Genomic DNA, 14,102 nt, shown 5'->3' with positions numbered 1-14,102 from the left:
CAGCAAGCCTGTTCGAGGAACGTGTCGAAGGTGTCGTTGAGGGGGAAGTCTGCCGCGTTGCCGGGCAGGCCGGCCCAGAAGATCTGTGGCGCCCCATGCGTCTCCATCCTGGGGGTGGCGTCGAGCTGGGCCATGGCCGAGGAGACGGCGTTGCGCAGCTCCTTTCCCTTGACCGGGTCCTCGGTCCAGGCCAGCACGTTGAAGTGCGCCTTCACCGGGAGCCGCTGCTGGCCGATGGCCTCGTTGAGGAAATCCTGCGTGGCGTCGCGGGCGATGGCGTTCTCCCGGGAATAGGCCGAGAGCGACTGCAGGCGCAGCCGTTTGCTTTCCAGCCGCTTGAGCGCCTGGGGCACGTCTCCTAGAAAAATATACTGGTTCAGGAGGTGGTTGCAGGGCAGGAGCTGCCCCAGGGGGGAAGCAAAGCCGGTGCTGCACTTGCTCCTATCGGTGGAGTACTTGTCGTAGTCAACGCGGGAGCCGCACAGGGCGGGCAGGTCCTCGGCGTCCGAGAGCGTGAAGAGCTGGCAGTGCTTTTGGCCGATGCGGATGCCGGTGTCCAGGTGAATGTCCTGCAGGAGGGGTGGACTGTTTTCTGGGAGCAGGCCGCAGTAGCGCTCCAGCAACCCCGCCCTGGAGGCGGTGCCGGTCAGCTCCTCGTCGGTGAGTTTCCTGAGCCGGGCAAAGCCGCTGTCTGAGAGCACACGCTCAAACTGTCCCGCCTGGTCCAGGAACTCGGAATAAAGCCGCGGGTCGAGGACGTGCGTGGGGACGAGTGAGCGCCGGAGGAGACTGGAGAAGAGCGAGGAGGCAGGTTTCCTGTCCTCCGGTTTTTTCGTGATCAACATGTAACAGCTGTGCTCCCAGTAGGGCCGTTCGTGGAAGAAGCGCTCGCTGGCCCGGGACAGAAAGCCCATGCCCTCCCGGCTGTAGTCAGCCTGGTAGGCGGCCTCCACAAACCAGTCCTGCTTGTGGAAGACAGCGTGGCGGGGCAGCAGGCGGATGGCGCGGACGAGGGCATGGTGAAAAGCCTCGTAGTCTTTGTCTGAAAGCGTGAAGATCTCCGGCAGCGTGGCTTCGTAAGCCAGCGTGACGTCTCCCTGCCGGGAGAGGATGGCCCCGTGCTCCACCTTGTAGACCGGCAGCAGTTTCTCGATGTCAGCGGCGGCTGCCATGGTTTTCCTCCTTTCGCTTTAAGTGCATGAACACTTTCCGGGACCTGACGCGCACGCAGCGGGGAACGCTGCGGCGGGCGAACCGCTTCAGGAGCCCGTACTGCCCATAAGTCCTGTCCAGGTGGTAGACGCCCGTAAAGAGGGCACCGCCGGAGAGGAAGACCACGGTCACGCAAAGCAGCAGGTCCACACCAGCCAGGTAGAGCAGGGTGAAGCCCAGCAGCAGGGCCACCAGCCCCACGGCCAGGTAACCGATGTACTGCGCCCGGAGCCCCTTGAACTCCATGGGCTTGTTAATGCCCTTGTTGATGCGGTAGACGCTCGTTTCCATCGCCCGGAAAGTTTAGACGCCAAAGAAGGAGGAGAGCACGGTGGCCACGATCACCAGGAAGATACAGCTGCCGAACCAGGCGGCGGCCACCTTGCCGGTGTCGGGCTCCCCGCCGTTCCACTTCTGGTAGACCTTCACGGCGCCTACCAGCCCCACGACGGCGCCGATGGCGTACATCAGGCTCGTGCCGGTGTCGAAGTAGCCACTGATCATGTCGGTGGCCTGCTGGATGCCGGCCTCGCCGTCGCCTGTCTGTGCCTGGGCAGCCAGGGCGAGCGAGAGGGTAAGCACAGCTGCCAGGGCAGCGGCTGTCTTTGCCTTTTGGCGCTGCGGGGACCGTGTTGCGTTCTTTTTCATCTTGAATGGATTTTGAGTTAGGTATGGTAAAGCGTGGTGAAAAAAGCTTTGAGCGCTCAGGCTCATTGTGCTGTTGGCGTTTCCGTCCAGAGGGACCGGAGGTCTTCTGGTGTCAGGAGAAAGGAGCGTTTGCCTAGGGCAGTGAGGTAGGCCGCTACAGCCTCCCGGTGATGGTGCTGGATGGAGGGGCTGTGCCTGGCGATGACCAGGCGCAGGAGCGGCAGGAGCTCTTCCTTTTCCGCGTCCGCCTCGTTTGCCAGTTCCAGCAGGGGCTTTATTTCCTGCAGGAGGGCGTGCACCACAGCGTCCTCAGGTTCCTCTGTCTCAGTAGAAAGCAGCGGTGCTACACGGATGGCCTCTGCTGCGGAGAGGAGTGGACCCGCCTCAGGGGAGGCGGGCCCCATGATAGATACCTGCGGAGGGATGGGCTGATCTGCCGGCAGGCTTGCCCGACTTGTTTTGCCTTTCAGCATCTGGATAACTTCTTCTCTGCAGTACAGGAGCAGGACTGCCAGGTAGTACAGTCCCAGAAGGGCTCCGGCTGTTAGCAGGTACTGTTGCCAGGTAAAGGAGGATAACATAGCCTTCGTGGTTTAAGCCCGCCGCCCCATGCGGCAGGTGTGATGAAGGCAAAGATGGAGGAGGAGCCGGTCTTGTTTTCACAAGGCGCACCGTAGTAGGGAAAACTTTTTTTAAGTGAATCCGGAGGGAAGTTCGGAAGGTCTTGGGGCAGGTTATGACAAGGCTTAGGACAGCATAAAGGTTTAAAGGGAAAGTCTTTAAAACAAAAACATAAAAACAATCCATCACTATCAAAGGTGTGGAAATGTGGTAAAGTCCCTCGGGAGCTTTTCCATGTTTCCACACCTTCTTTTAAGTGTCTTTCACCGTTTTAAACCTTGTTGTCTCTTTTAAACTTGTGGGGAGCCTGGCCTTCATTCCTCATCCAGCTCATCCATACGCTGCACCAGGCGCTCCTTCATCACGTCCAGCAGCTTTATCCTGCTGTCCTTCTTGCGCTGGCGCATCTCTTGAAAGGAGCGGAAGACGTTGCCCAAGCTCATTTGAAAGAACTCCTCCACCTGATGGACAATCTCCGTGAGACCGATATTGCCGTTGTTGAGCTGCCCCGATACATGCAGGGCATAGACCAGTTCAACCAGGTAAATCTTCGGGCCTGTCCAGCGCAGGGTTCCTTTTTCAGGAGACCCTGGTTTTTCAGGTATTTTCCCGCCCTCCAGTAACATCAGTGTTTTGACCAGATAATCCCGGAGGCGCTCACTGGCCTGGAAGCAGGCGACGATGAAATCATAGTGGGTCGTAAAGCGGGTGTCCGTGTCCAGTGCCGAGGTACTGAGGGCAGAGACACTGTAGTAGAACGGAAAATCACAATTTCCGCGCACGAAGTACTTGGCGTCCAGAAAGGTAGCACCGGAGTTGAGGTAGTGGTAGAACTGGAGATGGTCGTCGTAAAAAAAACGGATGAGCAGGAGCTCATTCTCATAGTGTTTCCGAACATCCTTCAGGCTGCCAAGTGGAAGCCTGAGCTCAATCAGGGCCAGCCGGGAGTGGTAGATCAACAGGCTGGTGAACTTGGGTTTGATATACCTGAAGAACTCTATTTCATCCGCTTCGTTTTGGAAGGAATAGTCTATCACCAGCTTCTTCAGCTCCTGAATCGCCTCATTCAAAAGCTTCAGGTTTGTTTCATGGCGCTGTGCAGTTGTAAGGGACGGCATGGCCTCGGCCTCCCGTAACCCTGCCACCAGGTGGTCATAAAGTTTTTCGGCTTGCTCTCTCATAACAATATCTCTCAATACAATAGCCTAAATAGTCTGTCGTGTCACATATGTCTAAGTCAGTTGGTTTTCTACAGTTGCTGTCTACGAACGCGTAAAGCTTCTCCTTAGAAAAGCGTAATAGGGTGGTCGCTTTGTTTTGTTATATTTTTTAGAATTTTTTGAAGAAGTTTATATTATTGTTTTTTACAGGTGAATACTATGAAGCTTAGATTTTATGTGTTCATAGAAATTAGCCATTTCGGCTGATAAAAAAATGGCGAAATGTGCCTGAATTGTAACACTATAAGCGTTCTGTAATCCCTGTTTTGCCGGCTCTGTATAGCTTATGCTGCTCATAACATGCTGCCGGCGGTGCTCCGCATGTTTGTGCTTGGAGGGAGCGCTCTTACGGCTGTAGTTCTGTTCGTCTTGTGTTAAGTTGGTGCCGTTGTAAGTATGGCCTGCACCTCCTCTTTTACCTTCAGGTAGTTTTCCTGTACCGCATGTGAATCCAGTTTCCTAATCGCTGGCACAGGTACATAGGCCTTTTCCTCCCTGGCGATGGCCGCATGGTTGTTTGTGATAGTGGCGTGGAAGGTCTTCAGCGCTATCGGGCACTGCGGGTCATCGGCCACCGTGCCCACAAACTCCCCGGAGGAGAGCGTGGCGATGGTAGCGGGCGGTATGGCGGCGTCCAGCTGGGTGGAGCGGCTCACGGAAGTATCGCTGCTGTTAACCGAGACGCTCTCCCGCTGCTGCACAATCCTGCCGAAGCGCTCGGAAAGTTGTTTGGCGGTCTCCCCCGTAACCTGCCCGCTGATCACATTGCCTACGATGTTCATCACCACCTCCGCCTGGTCCCGTCCGTAGTCCTTCTTGAGCTGGCTGTAGTCCTGCACGGCCAGGATGGTGGCTACTTTGTTCGAGCGGGCCGTGGCGATCAGGCTGTCGATGCCATTGAAGTAGATCGTGGGGAACTCATCAAAGATGAGGCTGCTCTTGAGCCGTTCTTTCTGGTTGACCAGCTTGATGGCCCGGGAGATGTAGAGGGAGAGCACGGCCCCATACACCTGCTGCTTCTGGGGGTTATTGCCGAGGCAGATGATCTTCGGTTCTTGTGGGTTGTTGAGGTCCAGCGTGAAGTCATTGCCGGAGAGCACGTAGTAGAGCTGCGGAGAGGAGAGGCGGGCCATGCTGATCTTGGCGCTGGCTACCTGCCCCTCCAGCTGCTCCATCGCCTCGTGCTCGAAGGCAGAGACAAAAGGGTTGATGAGCACCTCGATCTCCGGCTCCGTCCGGAGCAGGGCAAAGAGTTCCGGGTAGTTGGCCTGCATGAGCTCGATCACATGGGGCAGCGTGCAATACCTGCCTCCCTGGTACTTCCGCAGAAACCAGATGATGGCGGTGACGAAGTTGATAGGCGATTCCACGAAAAAGTCTCCCTGTTTTTTGATCCACTCCCGGTTGAGCCCCAGCATGATCGTGCGGGAAGCCTCGGTAGCGTCGGTAATGTCGGTCATCGTGTGCGGGTCAAGGGGATTGCAGCGGTGTGTGCGGGAGAGGTCATCGAAGTTGATCAGGTAGAACTTGGGCATCACAGGATAGCTGCCCGCGTGCCTGAGCAGAGCATTGTAGGCGATGCGCGTCAGGTCATCGTACTTGAAATCGTAGAGGAACATAGCAAAGCCCTTGCGGATGTGCTGTGTGATGACGTGGCGAATGACGAAGTAGGACTTGCCCGCCCCGGGTGTGCCGATCACGAGCAGGGCACGAAAAGGATTAATGATGTTTATCCAGCTGCGGCGGGTCTTGCCCTTGAGGATGTAAGCTGCCGGTAGGTTGACAGAGTACTCGTTCTCCAGCAGCCGCTCCTCCTGTGGGAAGGACTGGTTTTCTTTGTTGAAGATGTCCTGCCCCAGCCGCAGCTTGAGCAGGCGCGAGAGCAGCGTGCCGCCCGCCAGCACAAGCAGGTAACCCAGCGCGGTTGTGCCCATGTAAGCTATTGCCAGGTGAGCTGTTATTTGAACTGATAACAGGAGTTGGCTGGAGAAGTAGAGCAGCAGGCCCGGCATGAGGTAAGCAGCGACGGTGCGGTAGCGGAGATGCTCGTCTTTCTTCCCCCTGGCTCCCAGGAGTGAGACAAGCAGCAGGAGCAGTGCCGCTCCCGAGGCTTTCAGGCTGCTCCCAAACATAGGCATACTGGCAAGGTGCTGCGCCACCCGGTCTGTAAGTGCAGCGGTCAGCCCCCACTCCTGAAAAGCAGTATGGCAGGCGATGTAGAAGTGCAGGAGCAGGACCGCCAGGCTCAGAAGCCTGGTGAAGTCGGTGACCTGGCGCAGTCCCTGCTGGTTTTCCCCGGTGTTCATTTTCTTTTTCTGAGAAGTTTAAAAATAGGTTTCGCTTAGAGTCTGGATCTTCTCCTGCGCTTTTTCTTCCTGGTCTTGAGCGCATGGGGGAGGTAATCCCCCTGCTGCTCGGCTTTGAGCAGGTCCTGCACGATAGCCGGAGCATCAATGCGGAAGGCAACAGGCTTTGCAGGGGAGGGCAAAGCCTTCTGTGTGGTAGGGCTTTTTCTTGCTGACTGGTCCTGGCGCTGGTTTTCTCCTGCGCTTTCCTTTGCCCCTTCGGAGAGGCGCTCCAGCAGCGCTTTCGCGCTGTAGGCCTTGCCCAGCTCGCTTCCGTTGAAGACGGCCCTGCGCCGGTGGTCAATGAAGGTCACCCCGTAGGTCATTCCTCCGGCACTTTCCCGGAAGACCACCTGGATGTTTTCCTTTTCCAGGAGCTGCACAAACCTTTCCCTGCGGAGAGGCGGTGCCCTATGGAGCGCCCTGTCCAGGCATTTCTTCAGGGCCTCCTTATACAGTTTCCGGTGTTGCCTGTTCTGTTCGAAGCGCTTCTCCAGGTTTATTAAAGTGGGCTTTCCCGCAATAGCGCTGGCCTTTATCGGCACGCCTACTTTTTGCCCCTGCCTGTCAAGGATACTGTAGACGAGCCCGCCCTTGCGGTGCATCTGCGAGTTTTCTTTTCCCCGGTCCGCCGTCACGTTAAAGGTTTGGAGCACCGTGTTCAGCTCCGCCAGGGAGGTGTAGTTATAGCTGCGGGTGACTTCCTGTACAATTCGGGAAATGGTGCGTTTGGTCTCTGACTTTCCGTATTGCGCTGGTTCCAGCGTAGTGGGTTGAAGGGGTAGCGCTGCTGTTTGCCTGTGGGCCTCCGCCCGCACCAGCCCGTAGGCCAGCTCTATGGCCTTGCGGGCTGGCTCGGATTTTTCCCGACCGATGTTGTGGAGGTCTATCCGTTTGCCGTCCGCCCGGATGTTGGTGGTCACGATGTGGAGGTGCGGGTGCGCCGCGTCCAGGTGGCGGTACACCAGGTAGGGCTGGGCGTCAAAGCCAATCCGGTCCATGTAATCAGTGGCGATGCGTTGTAGCTTTTCCCTTTCCAGCGCTTCTCCCATCGCAAAGTTGAGAGAGATGTGCACAGCATGCGTCCTCACCTGCGGGCTTTTCTCCAGCAGCCGCTCAAAGCGGCTCAGCTTCTCCCGGAACTGTAGCGTCTGGGGCTCCTGCAGGAAGCGGTGGGCCAGCAGCAGTTCTGCCTTTCCCTGGCTTACCTTGTGCTCGTTGTAATGCAGGACGCCGCTCAAGTTTTTCCCGGTGATGATTTTGGCTACCATTTCCTGGCCAGCTGGGAGATGAGCGAGAGCAAGAGGTTTACCTTTTGCCCCACCAGCTGGTACTGCGCGAGTGCCTGGTGGGCGAGGAACACCCGCTTAGCTCCTCCAGGGCTGGCATTGAAGTGGCGCGTGATCTGGTTGATGTTCACACCGATGGCCCGCAGCTCCTCCCGCACGCCGGCCAGCTCCTCAACCACGCCGTCCAGGGACGCATCCTTGTGGAAGAGCTTGATCTGCCTTCCGGTGAGCGCGCGCCGGATCACTTCTCCAATGGAGTGGCAGTCGCTCTTCTTTTGAATGTCCTCCAGGCGCTTGTACTCCCGCCCGGTTACCCTGAAAATGATGGGATGGGAGAGTAGCCCTTCCGCCTCCTTCTTTTTGTTTCTTGCCATGGTGCATTATCTGGTATAGGCAAAAAGGCACCGAGTTCCGAGGTGGCCGGATGCTGTCGCTGACCCAAAGGAAAAGTGGCGCGGCAGGTTTTTGTATACAAAAATACATCTTGCTATTTTCTTCGCAGGATATACCAAGCTCCGTTGTTTTATCTTCTTTTTCATGGCTGTACCTGTTAAAAAGAATTAAGTGTAGTAATGGGAAGAAGACCAATTCGTGCCTTGGCCGAGAGCCTTATAGCAGTTGTAGTTAGGGTGAGGGGGACAGCATCCTTAGCATAGCGGTGCTGCCAGCGCGCCTTGGCAGTGGCTGGCTTTGCTTTGCCCAACCTGTAGCCAAAGGTAGATACAGAAAGCATGTTGAGGACCTTCAGGGTAAGGTTGTGTATGGCTTTAACTGCTGTCTGTACCAGGCAGCAGTAGGACCTCCTTCTTCCGGAACACCAGCAGGCACCTGTCCTTTTCCACCGAGTTTCAAGCGTGACAGGGCTTGTTTTAGCTCCGGGTCTGTCATGTGTTCCTTTCGTATGTCTGGTTTCTTTCTGTGGGGTAAGCCGCTTCTTTGCCATGGCTATCGGGGTTTGATGGCCGAAGATTGCGGGAAGGCAGCTGCCTTTTTCACAAGTTCTTCCGTAGTGGGGAAATTTTTCTGTGGCTTGTTAAAGAGCTTTCATTCATGCCCCATGGCTCCTGAAGCGCCTTTGGGAGTGCCTGCACTGGACGGGGAGAAGTTTGGAGCTGCTTTTCGGGTGAAATTTTACTGTTAAAAAGTTTTCCCCCCTTCGGTCTGCCTTGTGAAGTTCTGTGGCAATGAGTCGGAAACTTTGCAGCCTAACCAAAAACAGCAAAACTATGTCAGTGGAAATCATCACCAAAGAAGACCTGCAAAGTTTTCGCAGGCAGCTGCTCGAGGACCTGCGGCAGCTGCTCAGCAAGCGGCCGCAGCAAACGCAAAAGCTGGTGCTCAAGTCAGCGGAAGTGCGCAGGCTGCTCCAAATTTCGCCGTCCACCCTGCAGACCCTGCGCATCAACGGCACGCTGCCCTTCACCAGGATCGGCGGCACGATCTACTACCGCTCCGAGGACATTGAACGGCTCATGGACGGGAAGGAGGCAAGGCCATGAACTACATCGCCCACCTGACCGGCTTCTTCCAGAGGGTCTCCCGCGATTACCGGTTCAACCCCACGCACGTGAGCCTGTACATGGCCCTGTTCCAGCAGTGGAACCTCACCAGGTTCCGAAACCCCATCTCCGTTTGCCGCTCCGAGCTGATGCAAATCTCCCGTATCAGCTCCCGGGTCACCTACCACAAGTGCATCAAGGAGCTGCACGCTTGGGGCTACCTCCACTACGACCCTTCCTACAACCACTTCCGGGGAAGTTTGGTCTACATGCTGGGGTTCGACGAGAAACAGGACAGGGAAAATACACCTGAGCAGGCCGTTTTTTGTACCGGGGCTGTGCCAGTGGTGAACCTGGACTGTACGGGCGCTGAACAGGAGCCAGTCCCTTCTATAAACAGTATAAACCATATAAACTTAACAAACAGTAGAAACGGGAGAGAACGCGCGCGCGATGAAGGTTCAGAATATGAACAGGAGGGAGTCCAAAAGGAGCGAAGAAAAGAAAAAGGTTGCGCCGAAAAAGAAAAGAAAGCGGCGGTGGAACCACCCGGTCTGGAGGAGGTGCGCACCTTTTTCCTGGAGCGGGGGTACCGGGAGCTGGAGGCCTTCCGCTTCTTTCACCACTACAGCGCCAACGGCTGGTTAATGGGCCGGAACCCGATGCAGGACTGGCAGGCGGGGGCACGCAAGTGGATGCTCAACGAACTGAACCAAGACAGGGGAGAGGATGCAAGCGATCCGGGAAACTATTCGCCCGCACCTGCAGCAGGTCGTGTCGGAGCAAAAGACTACACCGAGCCCCTCTGAGGCGAAAGCACAGCCGGAGATGGAGAAGCAGACGTTTGACTTCGCGCGGTACATTGCCTTCCTCGAGCGAAAGGGGAGGGAACTGTACGGGGAGCATTTCAGGCTAAATGAAGAGGACTACCCGCTCCTGGAAAAGCTGGTGGCTTATGTGTCGGGGGAGAGGGAGAGGGCCGAGCGGCAAGGGTTAAATCTGCGGAAGGGCATTCTGCTTTCGGGGCCCATTGGCTGCGGCAAGACCAGCCTGATGACCCTGTTGCGCCTGCTGCTGCCCCCGCAGGAGCGCTACCGGGTCAAATCCTGCCGCGAGGTGAGCTTTGAGTTTCACAAGGAGGGCTATGAAGCCATCCAGCGCTACAGTCAGCCCCCGCCAGGCTCCCTCCTGAAGGCAAGCGCCTACCTCTTCGATGACCTGGGGACGGAGAGCAGCGGAAGGCACTACGGCAACACCTGCAACGTGATGGGGGAGGTGCTCTTGAGCCGTTATGACCAGTTTATCCTGTGGGGCGTGAAAACGCACCTGACCACCAACCTGACCAGCCTGGAGATAGAGCAAGCCTACGGGAAGCGGGTCAGGTCCAGGATGCGGGAGATGTTCAATTTGGTGAGTTTTGATAAAGGGACGACGGACAAGAGGACTTAAAGTGTTAAACAGTTTACACTAGGTTCGTAGAGACAGCAGGGATAGCATGTCATGCCCTTCTTTCTCTCAGGCTTGTGAAGGATAGAGAAAGAACTTCGTATCAGGTATGCAAAGGTGAAAGATAAATTAACAGCTATCGGCTTCTCCTTTTTATACTGATCCATCCCGTACAGGCAAAATCCTCGGTAGCTCTAGAGCAACACGAAGGGTTGAGGGTCCTCGTCGCTACCGAACCTGAACTTGCCCTTCCACTTTACTTCTACATGGCAGTTGTTTAAGTCTAGCTCCACGGTGACAAAGTCCATGTTTATCAAAGACATACTCACCCGTTCCTTCAGAAGTTCGTTTCTCTTGCTTTAAAAAAGCGAAGGAGCTAACTACTAGACGCAGCCCCTTCGCTTGGATGGCAAAACCATGTAGTTAAACGCAGATCGGGTAAGCAAGTTTAGCAACACTAACTCCTTTATTCTGCCCTTTTGTTCAACTACGAGAGCTGTTCACTAAGCCGCAACAACCTTACAGGCTTTTCAAGGTAAAAACACAGCGGAATTAATTTCCTAGAAGCACGCAAAATAAAGCTATGAAAACAACTACAGGGCACTGTCTTTTACAGGCGGTGCCCTTTGGTTTGTTAGGATGTAGGGACGATGTGGGAGTGAAGTTGCTGTAGTGGACAACCTTGAAGGTTCTGCAGGAATTTATTCACCCTGCTGCTGCCTAGATAGAGAAGATCCCAATGAAAACACGGCAGCCATTGGTAGGGTGCCTAGCAGAACAGTGTTTCAGAAAGACTACTCTTCAAGAAGCTTAAAAAAATGGGTTAAGTTTCCTGAGAAATATGAAAGGGCGGAGGTACGCTACAATAAAGTGTACCTCCGCCCTTCTCTATATAATAAAACAACCGGTCTGCGTCTGCTGAATGTTTCTTGACAGACGAACCTTTTGCTTGATCAAAGAGGAAATATATTAGACCTCGTCAAAACCATAGTCATAACCGAAGTCACTGTATTCCTCGTTGTCGATGTAGTCATCATCGTTTGCGTCCCAGCTATCATAAAGACCTGCACTGAACTCATTGTTGCTGTACAAGCCATCATTGTTGGTGTCCCACTCATTGTAGAACCCAGTGCTCTCTAAACCAGCTGCGTACTCCTCAGAGTCTAAGGCGTTATCGTTGTTGGTGTCCCATTCGTCAAAGTTATTGCCATACTCTTCTTCCCATCCAGAGTTACCATCGGCATATTCTTCTTCGCTTAGGCTATTATCGTTGTTCTCATCCCATTCGTTGTAAAAGCCTGCGCTCAGTTCGTTCTCATCATAGGAACCGTCGTTATTTTCATCCCAGTCACTGTAAAAGTTATTGGTCTCATACCAGGTGTTGAACTCAGTTTCAGTCCACATCTCATCTTCGTTAGTATCCCAGTCATCGTACTCGCCTACTTCTTCATTTGTCGCATAAACTTGTCCAAACGTGGCGGTGGTGGTGCCAAACGTTAATAAAAGAGCTGCTAATATGGCTCCAGGTAGTTTTAAGGATAAAGTGTTCTTTTCTTCTTTTGTTTTCATAGTTAATAGGTTTTGTCGTTATACATATACTATTTTAGTATACGGCACAAAGCCAGTATGTTATGGGGATGAGTTCAAGTCCATAGTTAATGGGGTGTTATTTTAAGGTACAGGAGGTGATGAGCAGTGAAAACAATAGGCCTGTCACAAGTGAGGATAAGGCCCTCGTTTGTTTTAAAGCTCCGCTTCCATCCCTGCGCCACGATGGCAGAGTTCGAAGGAGGAGCTCTTCCGCGAAAGGACCAACACAGATCCAGCGTTTGCTAAAGCAGGAGGTCTGCAGGGAGGCATACGGACCGGCTTGCTAAGGCAGCCAGCCAACAGCCAGATTCACTTCGCAGGCCGCGCTGGCTCCTGCTTAGTCCTCCATGATGCTTGTGTCGCCTAGTGTATCGTGTATGTAAAGCATTTTGACTAGTACCATGACGACGGCTATCACTGGTGTTGCTAGTATAAGACCTAAAGTGCCGGAGAAGATTCCCAGGAGGAGCTGCGCGATGATTATAAGGGCAGGCGGGATCGCTATCATCCTTCGCTGCACCAGGGGTGTTATCAGATTACTTTCTACTATCTGTATCCCCACGTAGAGCATAATTACATACAGGGCCTGGTAGGGGCCCTCCAGTAAGGCAACCATCACAGCCGGAACAAGGCCGAGGATAGGCCCGAAGTTCGGGATAAAAGAGAGTAGCCCGGCTATCAGGCCCAGCACTAACTCCAAGGGAATTCCTAACAGAGACAGCCCTATAGTGGTGAAAATCCCCACCACCAGCATGGAGAACAGCTTGCCGAGCAGCCATTTGTAGAGTGTGTCGCCTAGTGTATCAAGCACTTCCTCGGCTCGGCTTCTTTTTGCCAGGGGGAAGAGCAGCACGATTCCTTTCCTGTAAACAAAGGGCTGTGCCGTGATGAAGATAGTAAGGAACAGTATGATATAAATGTCTGCTATAACGCCCAGGGTCGTGGACAATACCCCCAGGCTACGCTTTAACCAGCCTTCCTCGTTTGCCAGGATACCCGAAACGGTAGGTGTTTCTTCGGACAGCCTGTTTCCCCACTCTGTATGACCGAATCTGTCCCGGAAGTGGGCTACTGCCCGGGGGAACTCCTCGCTTAGTAATACCACCTGCTCACTGATTCGCGACGCCAGGAGCCAGGTGGTGAGAGCCATGAGCGTGAGTATCCCGGCGAGTACAAAGGTAAGGGACCACCCGCTGGATAGGCCCGTAGACCTGCTTACTACTTCTGCTGTTCCCCTGAAGAAAACAGCTATGAGCACCGCGGCAAAGATAAGCAGCAGGACTTCGAAGGCATAGCCTATCAGAAGGAGGATGAGGAGGGCACCAAGGGTGATCCCCAGTGTCCTCAAAACCTTTTGCCAGAGCTTTTCTCTCCCCTTGGTTAGATCTGTGTCCGGGTTACGAGGAGAATTATCCATACATTCTGCGACTTCTGATAACGTTATGAGGCAGGGGCACATGAAGAAAGGAAGGCATGCATGCGCTTCCCTGTGCTAACCATCCAAGCTAATACTTGGATTGAAAATGAAAGGTTATGCGTTCTTCTGCATGTCTTACTGCTTCCATGGGAGCAGTACATACTCGAGTAAAGACTTTCTATAGGTCTTTATAAGTTGTAGTAGGTTTGTTTTAAGTAGGTTAAGGGAGCCTTCTTTACCAAGTGCCACGCATCCTATCGCAAGAAGGAACCGGCTGGAGAAGGGGCAGACTATAAGCTTTCCTGTTACTGGCATAAGGCCCCTGCTTCCCGTACAGGTTCCTGTCGCTTCTTAAACAGAAAGAGGTGCCCAAACGGGCACCCTTTTCTCTGCAATCAATCTATTCCTGATTTTAGATTCTGCCCTTATAACGGTGAGCCTGTGGGAATGTTGTACTGATACGCCTCGCCTATTGCCTGTATCTTCTGAACTGGGCACAACTTCCCTTTGAGAAGTAGCTGTCCTTAGGGGCTTGTTGGGAGGCAAAGGAAACGTTAATCCTCGCTCATCAAGTCTGTCAGCTGAATCAGTTTCAGGTAAGGGGTTAACAGCGCCTTGCTGTCGAAGCCATGCACTAAGACAACTTTGCTGTTTTTGTGCGATAGCCACACCTCGGCGAAGAACTCGCCCATATGGAAAAGCCTTATGCTGTATGAGATTTCTTTTCGGGTTGAGAGGTAGCACCGGAACCGATCAACGAGCTTTGCCCGTTGATCCAGGGCGTCCGTGTTAAAATCTTCAAGAGTCATTCTTTT

General features: G+C 54.1%; 15 protein-coding genes. 3 read left to right on the top strand and 12 right to left on the bottom strand.

What is annotated here, in order from left to right; translation table 11 throughout:
* From CHB92_RS24190 to CHB92_RS24155, 8 genes are all read right to left on the bottom strand, one after another.
* Positions 1–1,172, bottom strand: a 1,172-nt coding sequence (locus CHB92_RS24190; RefSeq protein ID WP_144266388.1) for a TraG family conjugative transposon ATPase, incomplete at its 3' end; no start/stop codon positions are given.
* Positions 1,156–1,503: a DUF4133 domain-containing protein gene (locus CHB92_RS24185; protein WP_089321818.1), complete on the bottom strand. Its 348-nt coding sequence runs from the start codon at positions 1,501–1,503 to the stop codon at positions 1,156–1,158. The genes CHB92_RS24190 and CHB92_RS24185, both read right to left, overlap by 17 nt.
* A gap of 12 nt (positions 1,504–1,515) precedes the next feature.
* A complete protein-coding gene (locus CHB92_RS24180) occupies positions 1,516–1,860 on the bottom strand; it encodes a DUF4134 domain-containing protein (RefSeq protein WP_089321817.1) in 345 nt (114 codons plus the stop codon).
* A gap of 62 nt (positions 1,861–1,922) precedes the next feature.
* Positions 1,923–2,441 (bottom strand): hypothetical protein, encoded by a 519-nt coding sequence (locus tag CHB92_RS24175; RefSeq protein ID WP_089321816.1) that lies wholly within the window; start codon positions 2,439–2,441, stop codon positions 1,923–1,925.
* A 354-nt stretch (positions 2,442–2,795) separates the two neighbouring features.
* Complete coding sequence (locus tag CHB92_RS24170) at positions 2,796–3,662, bottom strand: RteC domain-containing protein (RefSeq protein WP_089321815.1); 867 nt, start codon at positions 3,660–3,662, stop codon at positions 2,796–2,798.
* A 413-nt stretch (positions 3,663–4,075) separates the two neighbouring features.
* A complete protein-coding gene (gene mobC / locus CHB92_RS24165; protein WP_089321814.1) occupies positions 4,076–6,007 on the bottom strand; it encodes a conjugal transfer protein MobC in 1,932 nt (643 codons plus the stop codon).
* A 35-nt stretch (positions 6,008–6,042) separates the two neighbouring features.
* The gene (locus CHB92_RS24160; RefSeq protein WP_089321813.1) at positions 6,043–7,317 is read right to left on the bottom strand and encodes a relaxase/mobilization nuclease domain-containing protein; all 1,275 of its coding nucleotides are present in this window, start codon (positions 7,315–7,317) and stop codon (positions 6,043–6,045) included.
* Positions 7,311–7,709, bottom strand: coding sequence for a plasmid mobilization protein (locus CHB92_RS24155; protein WP_089321812.1), 399 nt, complete (start codon positions 7,707–7,709; stop codon positions 7,311–7,313). Before CHB92_RS24155 ends, CHB92_RS24160 begins: the two co-directional genes overlap by 7 nt.
* Before the next feature lie 810 nt (positions 7,710–8,519).
* Between CHB92_RS24155 and CHB92_RS24145 the strand changes: the two genes are divergently transcribed.
* The 3 genes from CHB92_RS24145 to CHB92_RS24135 are packed head-to-tail and all read left to right on the top strand — an operon-like array spanning position 8,520 to position 10,283.
* The gene (locus CHB92_RS24145) at positions 8,520–8,834 is read left to right on the top strand and encodes a helix-turn-helix domain-containing protein (protein WP_245842880.1); all 315 of its coding nucleotides are present in this window, start codon (positions 8,520–8,522) and stop codon (positions 8,832–8,834) included.
* Positions 8,831–9,643: a hypothetical protein gene (locus tag CHB92_RS24140; RefSeq protein WP_089321809.1), complete on the top strand. Its 813-nt coding sequence runs from the start codon at positions 8,831–8,833 to the stop codon at positions 9,641–9,643. Before CHB92_RS24145 ends, CHB92_RS24140 begins: the two co-directional genes overlap by 4 nt.
* Entirely contained in the window at positions 9,564–10,283 is a 720-nt protein-coding gene (locus tag CHB92_RS24135; protein ID WP_245842878.1) for a P-loop NTPase family protein, read from the top strand. Before CHB92_RS24140 ends, CHB92_RS24135 begins: the two co-directional genes overlap by 80 nt.
* A 191-nt stretch (positions 10,284–10,474) precedes the next feature.
* On the opposite strand, the gene CHB92_RS26350 is transcribed toward CHB92_RS24135, so the two are convergent.
* The 4 genes from CHB92_RS26350 to CHB92_RS25595 all read right to left on the bottom strand — a co-directional run bounded on the left by CHB92_RS26350 (position 10,475) and on the right by CHB92_RS25595 (position 14,096).
* Entirely contained in the window at positions 10,475–10,603 is a 129-nt protein-coding gene (locus CHB92_RS26350; protein WP_258179142.1) for a hypothetical protein, read from the bottom strand.
* A 646-nt stretch (positions 10,604–11,249) separates the two neighbouring features.
* Positions 11,250–11,849: an EF-hand domain-containing protein gene (locus CHB92_RS24130; protein WP_089321807.1), complete on the bottom strand. Its 600-nt coding sequence runs from the start codon at positions 11,847–11,849 to the stop codon at positions 11,250–11,252.
* 358 nt (positions 11,850–12,207) lie between these two features.
* Entirely contained in the window at positions 12,208–13,287 is a 1,080-nt protein-coding gene (locus CHB92_RS24125) for an AI-2E family transporter (protein WP_179223152.1), read from the bottom strand.
* Between the two features lie 554 nt (positions 13,288–13,841).
* Complete coding sequence (locus tag CHB92_RS25595; protein WP_144266387.1) at positions 13,842–14,096, bottom strand: hypothetical protein; 255 nt, start codon at positions 14,094–14,096, stop codon at positions 13,842–13,844.
* Positions 14,097–14,102: the final 6 nt, after the last annotated feature.

This window comes from Pontibacter ummariensis, assembly GCF_900188175.1.
Lineage (GTDB): Bacteria > Bacteroidota > Bacteroidia > Cytophagales > Hymenobacteraceae > Pontibacter > Pontibacter ummariensis.
Note: the sequence above shows the minus strand (reverse complement) of the source record. Positions and strands in the feature narration are given on the sequence as shown.

Coding starts and splice junctions, on each gene's coding strand:
- CHB92_RS24185 (WP_089321818.1), bottom strand. CDS start 1,503: ATGGAAACGAGCGTCTACCGCATCAACAAGGGCATTAACAAGCCCATG.
- CHB92_RS24180 (WP_089321817.1), bottom strand. CDS start 1,860: ATGAAAAAGAACGCAACACGGTCCCCGCAGCGCCAAAAGGCAAAGACA.
- CHB92_RS24175 (WP_089321816.1), bottom strand. CDS start 2,441: ATGTTATCCTCCTTTACCTGGCAACAGTACCTGCTAACAGCCGGAGCC.
- CHB92_RS24170 (WP_089321815.1), bottom strand. CDS start 3,662: ATGAGAGAGCAAGCCGAAAAACTTTATGACCACCTGGTGGCAGGGTTA.
- mobC (WP_089321814.1), bottom strand. CDS start 6,007: ATGAACACCGGGGAAAACCAGCAGGGACTGCGCCAGGTCACCGACTTC.
- CHB92_RS24160 (WP_089321813.1), bottom strand. CDS start 7,317: ATGGTAGCCAAAATCATCACCGGGAAAAACTTGAGCGGCGTCCTGCAT.
- CHB92_RS24155 (WP_089321812.1), bottom strand. CDS start 7,709: ATGGCAAGAAACAAAAAGAAGGAGGCGGAAGGGCTACTCTCCCATCCC.
- CHB92_RS24145 (WP_245842880.1), top strand. CDS start 8,520: ATGAGTCGGAAACTTTGCAGCCTAACCAAAAACAGCAAAACTATGTCA.
- CHB92_RS24140 (WP_089321809.1), top strand. CDS start 8,831: ATGAACTACATCGCCCACCTGACCGGCTTCTTCCAGAGGGTCTCCCGC.
- CHB92_RS24135 (WP_245842878.1), top strand. CDS start 9,564: ATGCAAGCGATCCGGGAAACTATTCGCCCGCACCTGCAGCAGGTCGTG.
- CHB92_RS26350 (WP_258179142.1), bottom strand. CDS start 10,603: ATGTCTTTGATAAACATGGACTTTGTCACCGTGGAGCTAGACTTAAAC.
- CHB92_RS24130 (WP_089321807.1), bottom strand. CDS start 11,849: ATGAAAACAAAAGAAGAAAAGAACACTTTATCCTTAAAACTACCTGGA.
- CHB92_RS24125 (WP_179223152.1), bottom strand. CDS start 13,287: ATGGATAATTCTCCTCGTAACCCGGACACAGATCTAACCAAGGGGAGA.
- CHB92_RS25595 (WP_144266387.1), bottom strand. CDS start 14,096: ATGACTCTTGAAGATTTTAACACGGACGCCCTGGATCAACGGGCAAAG.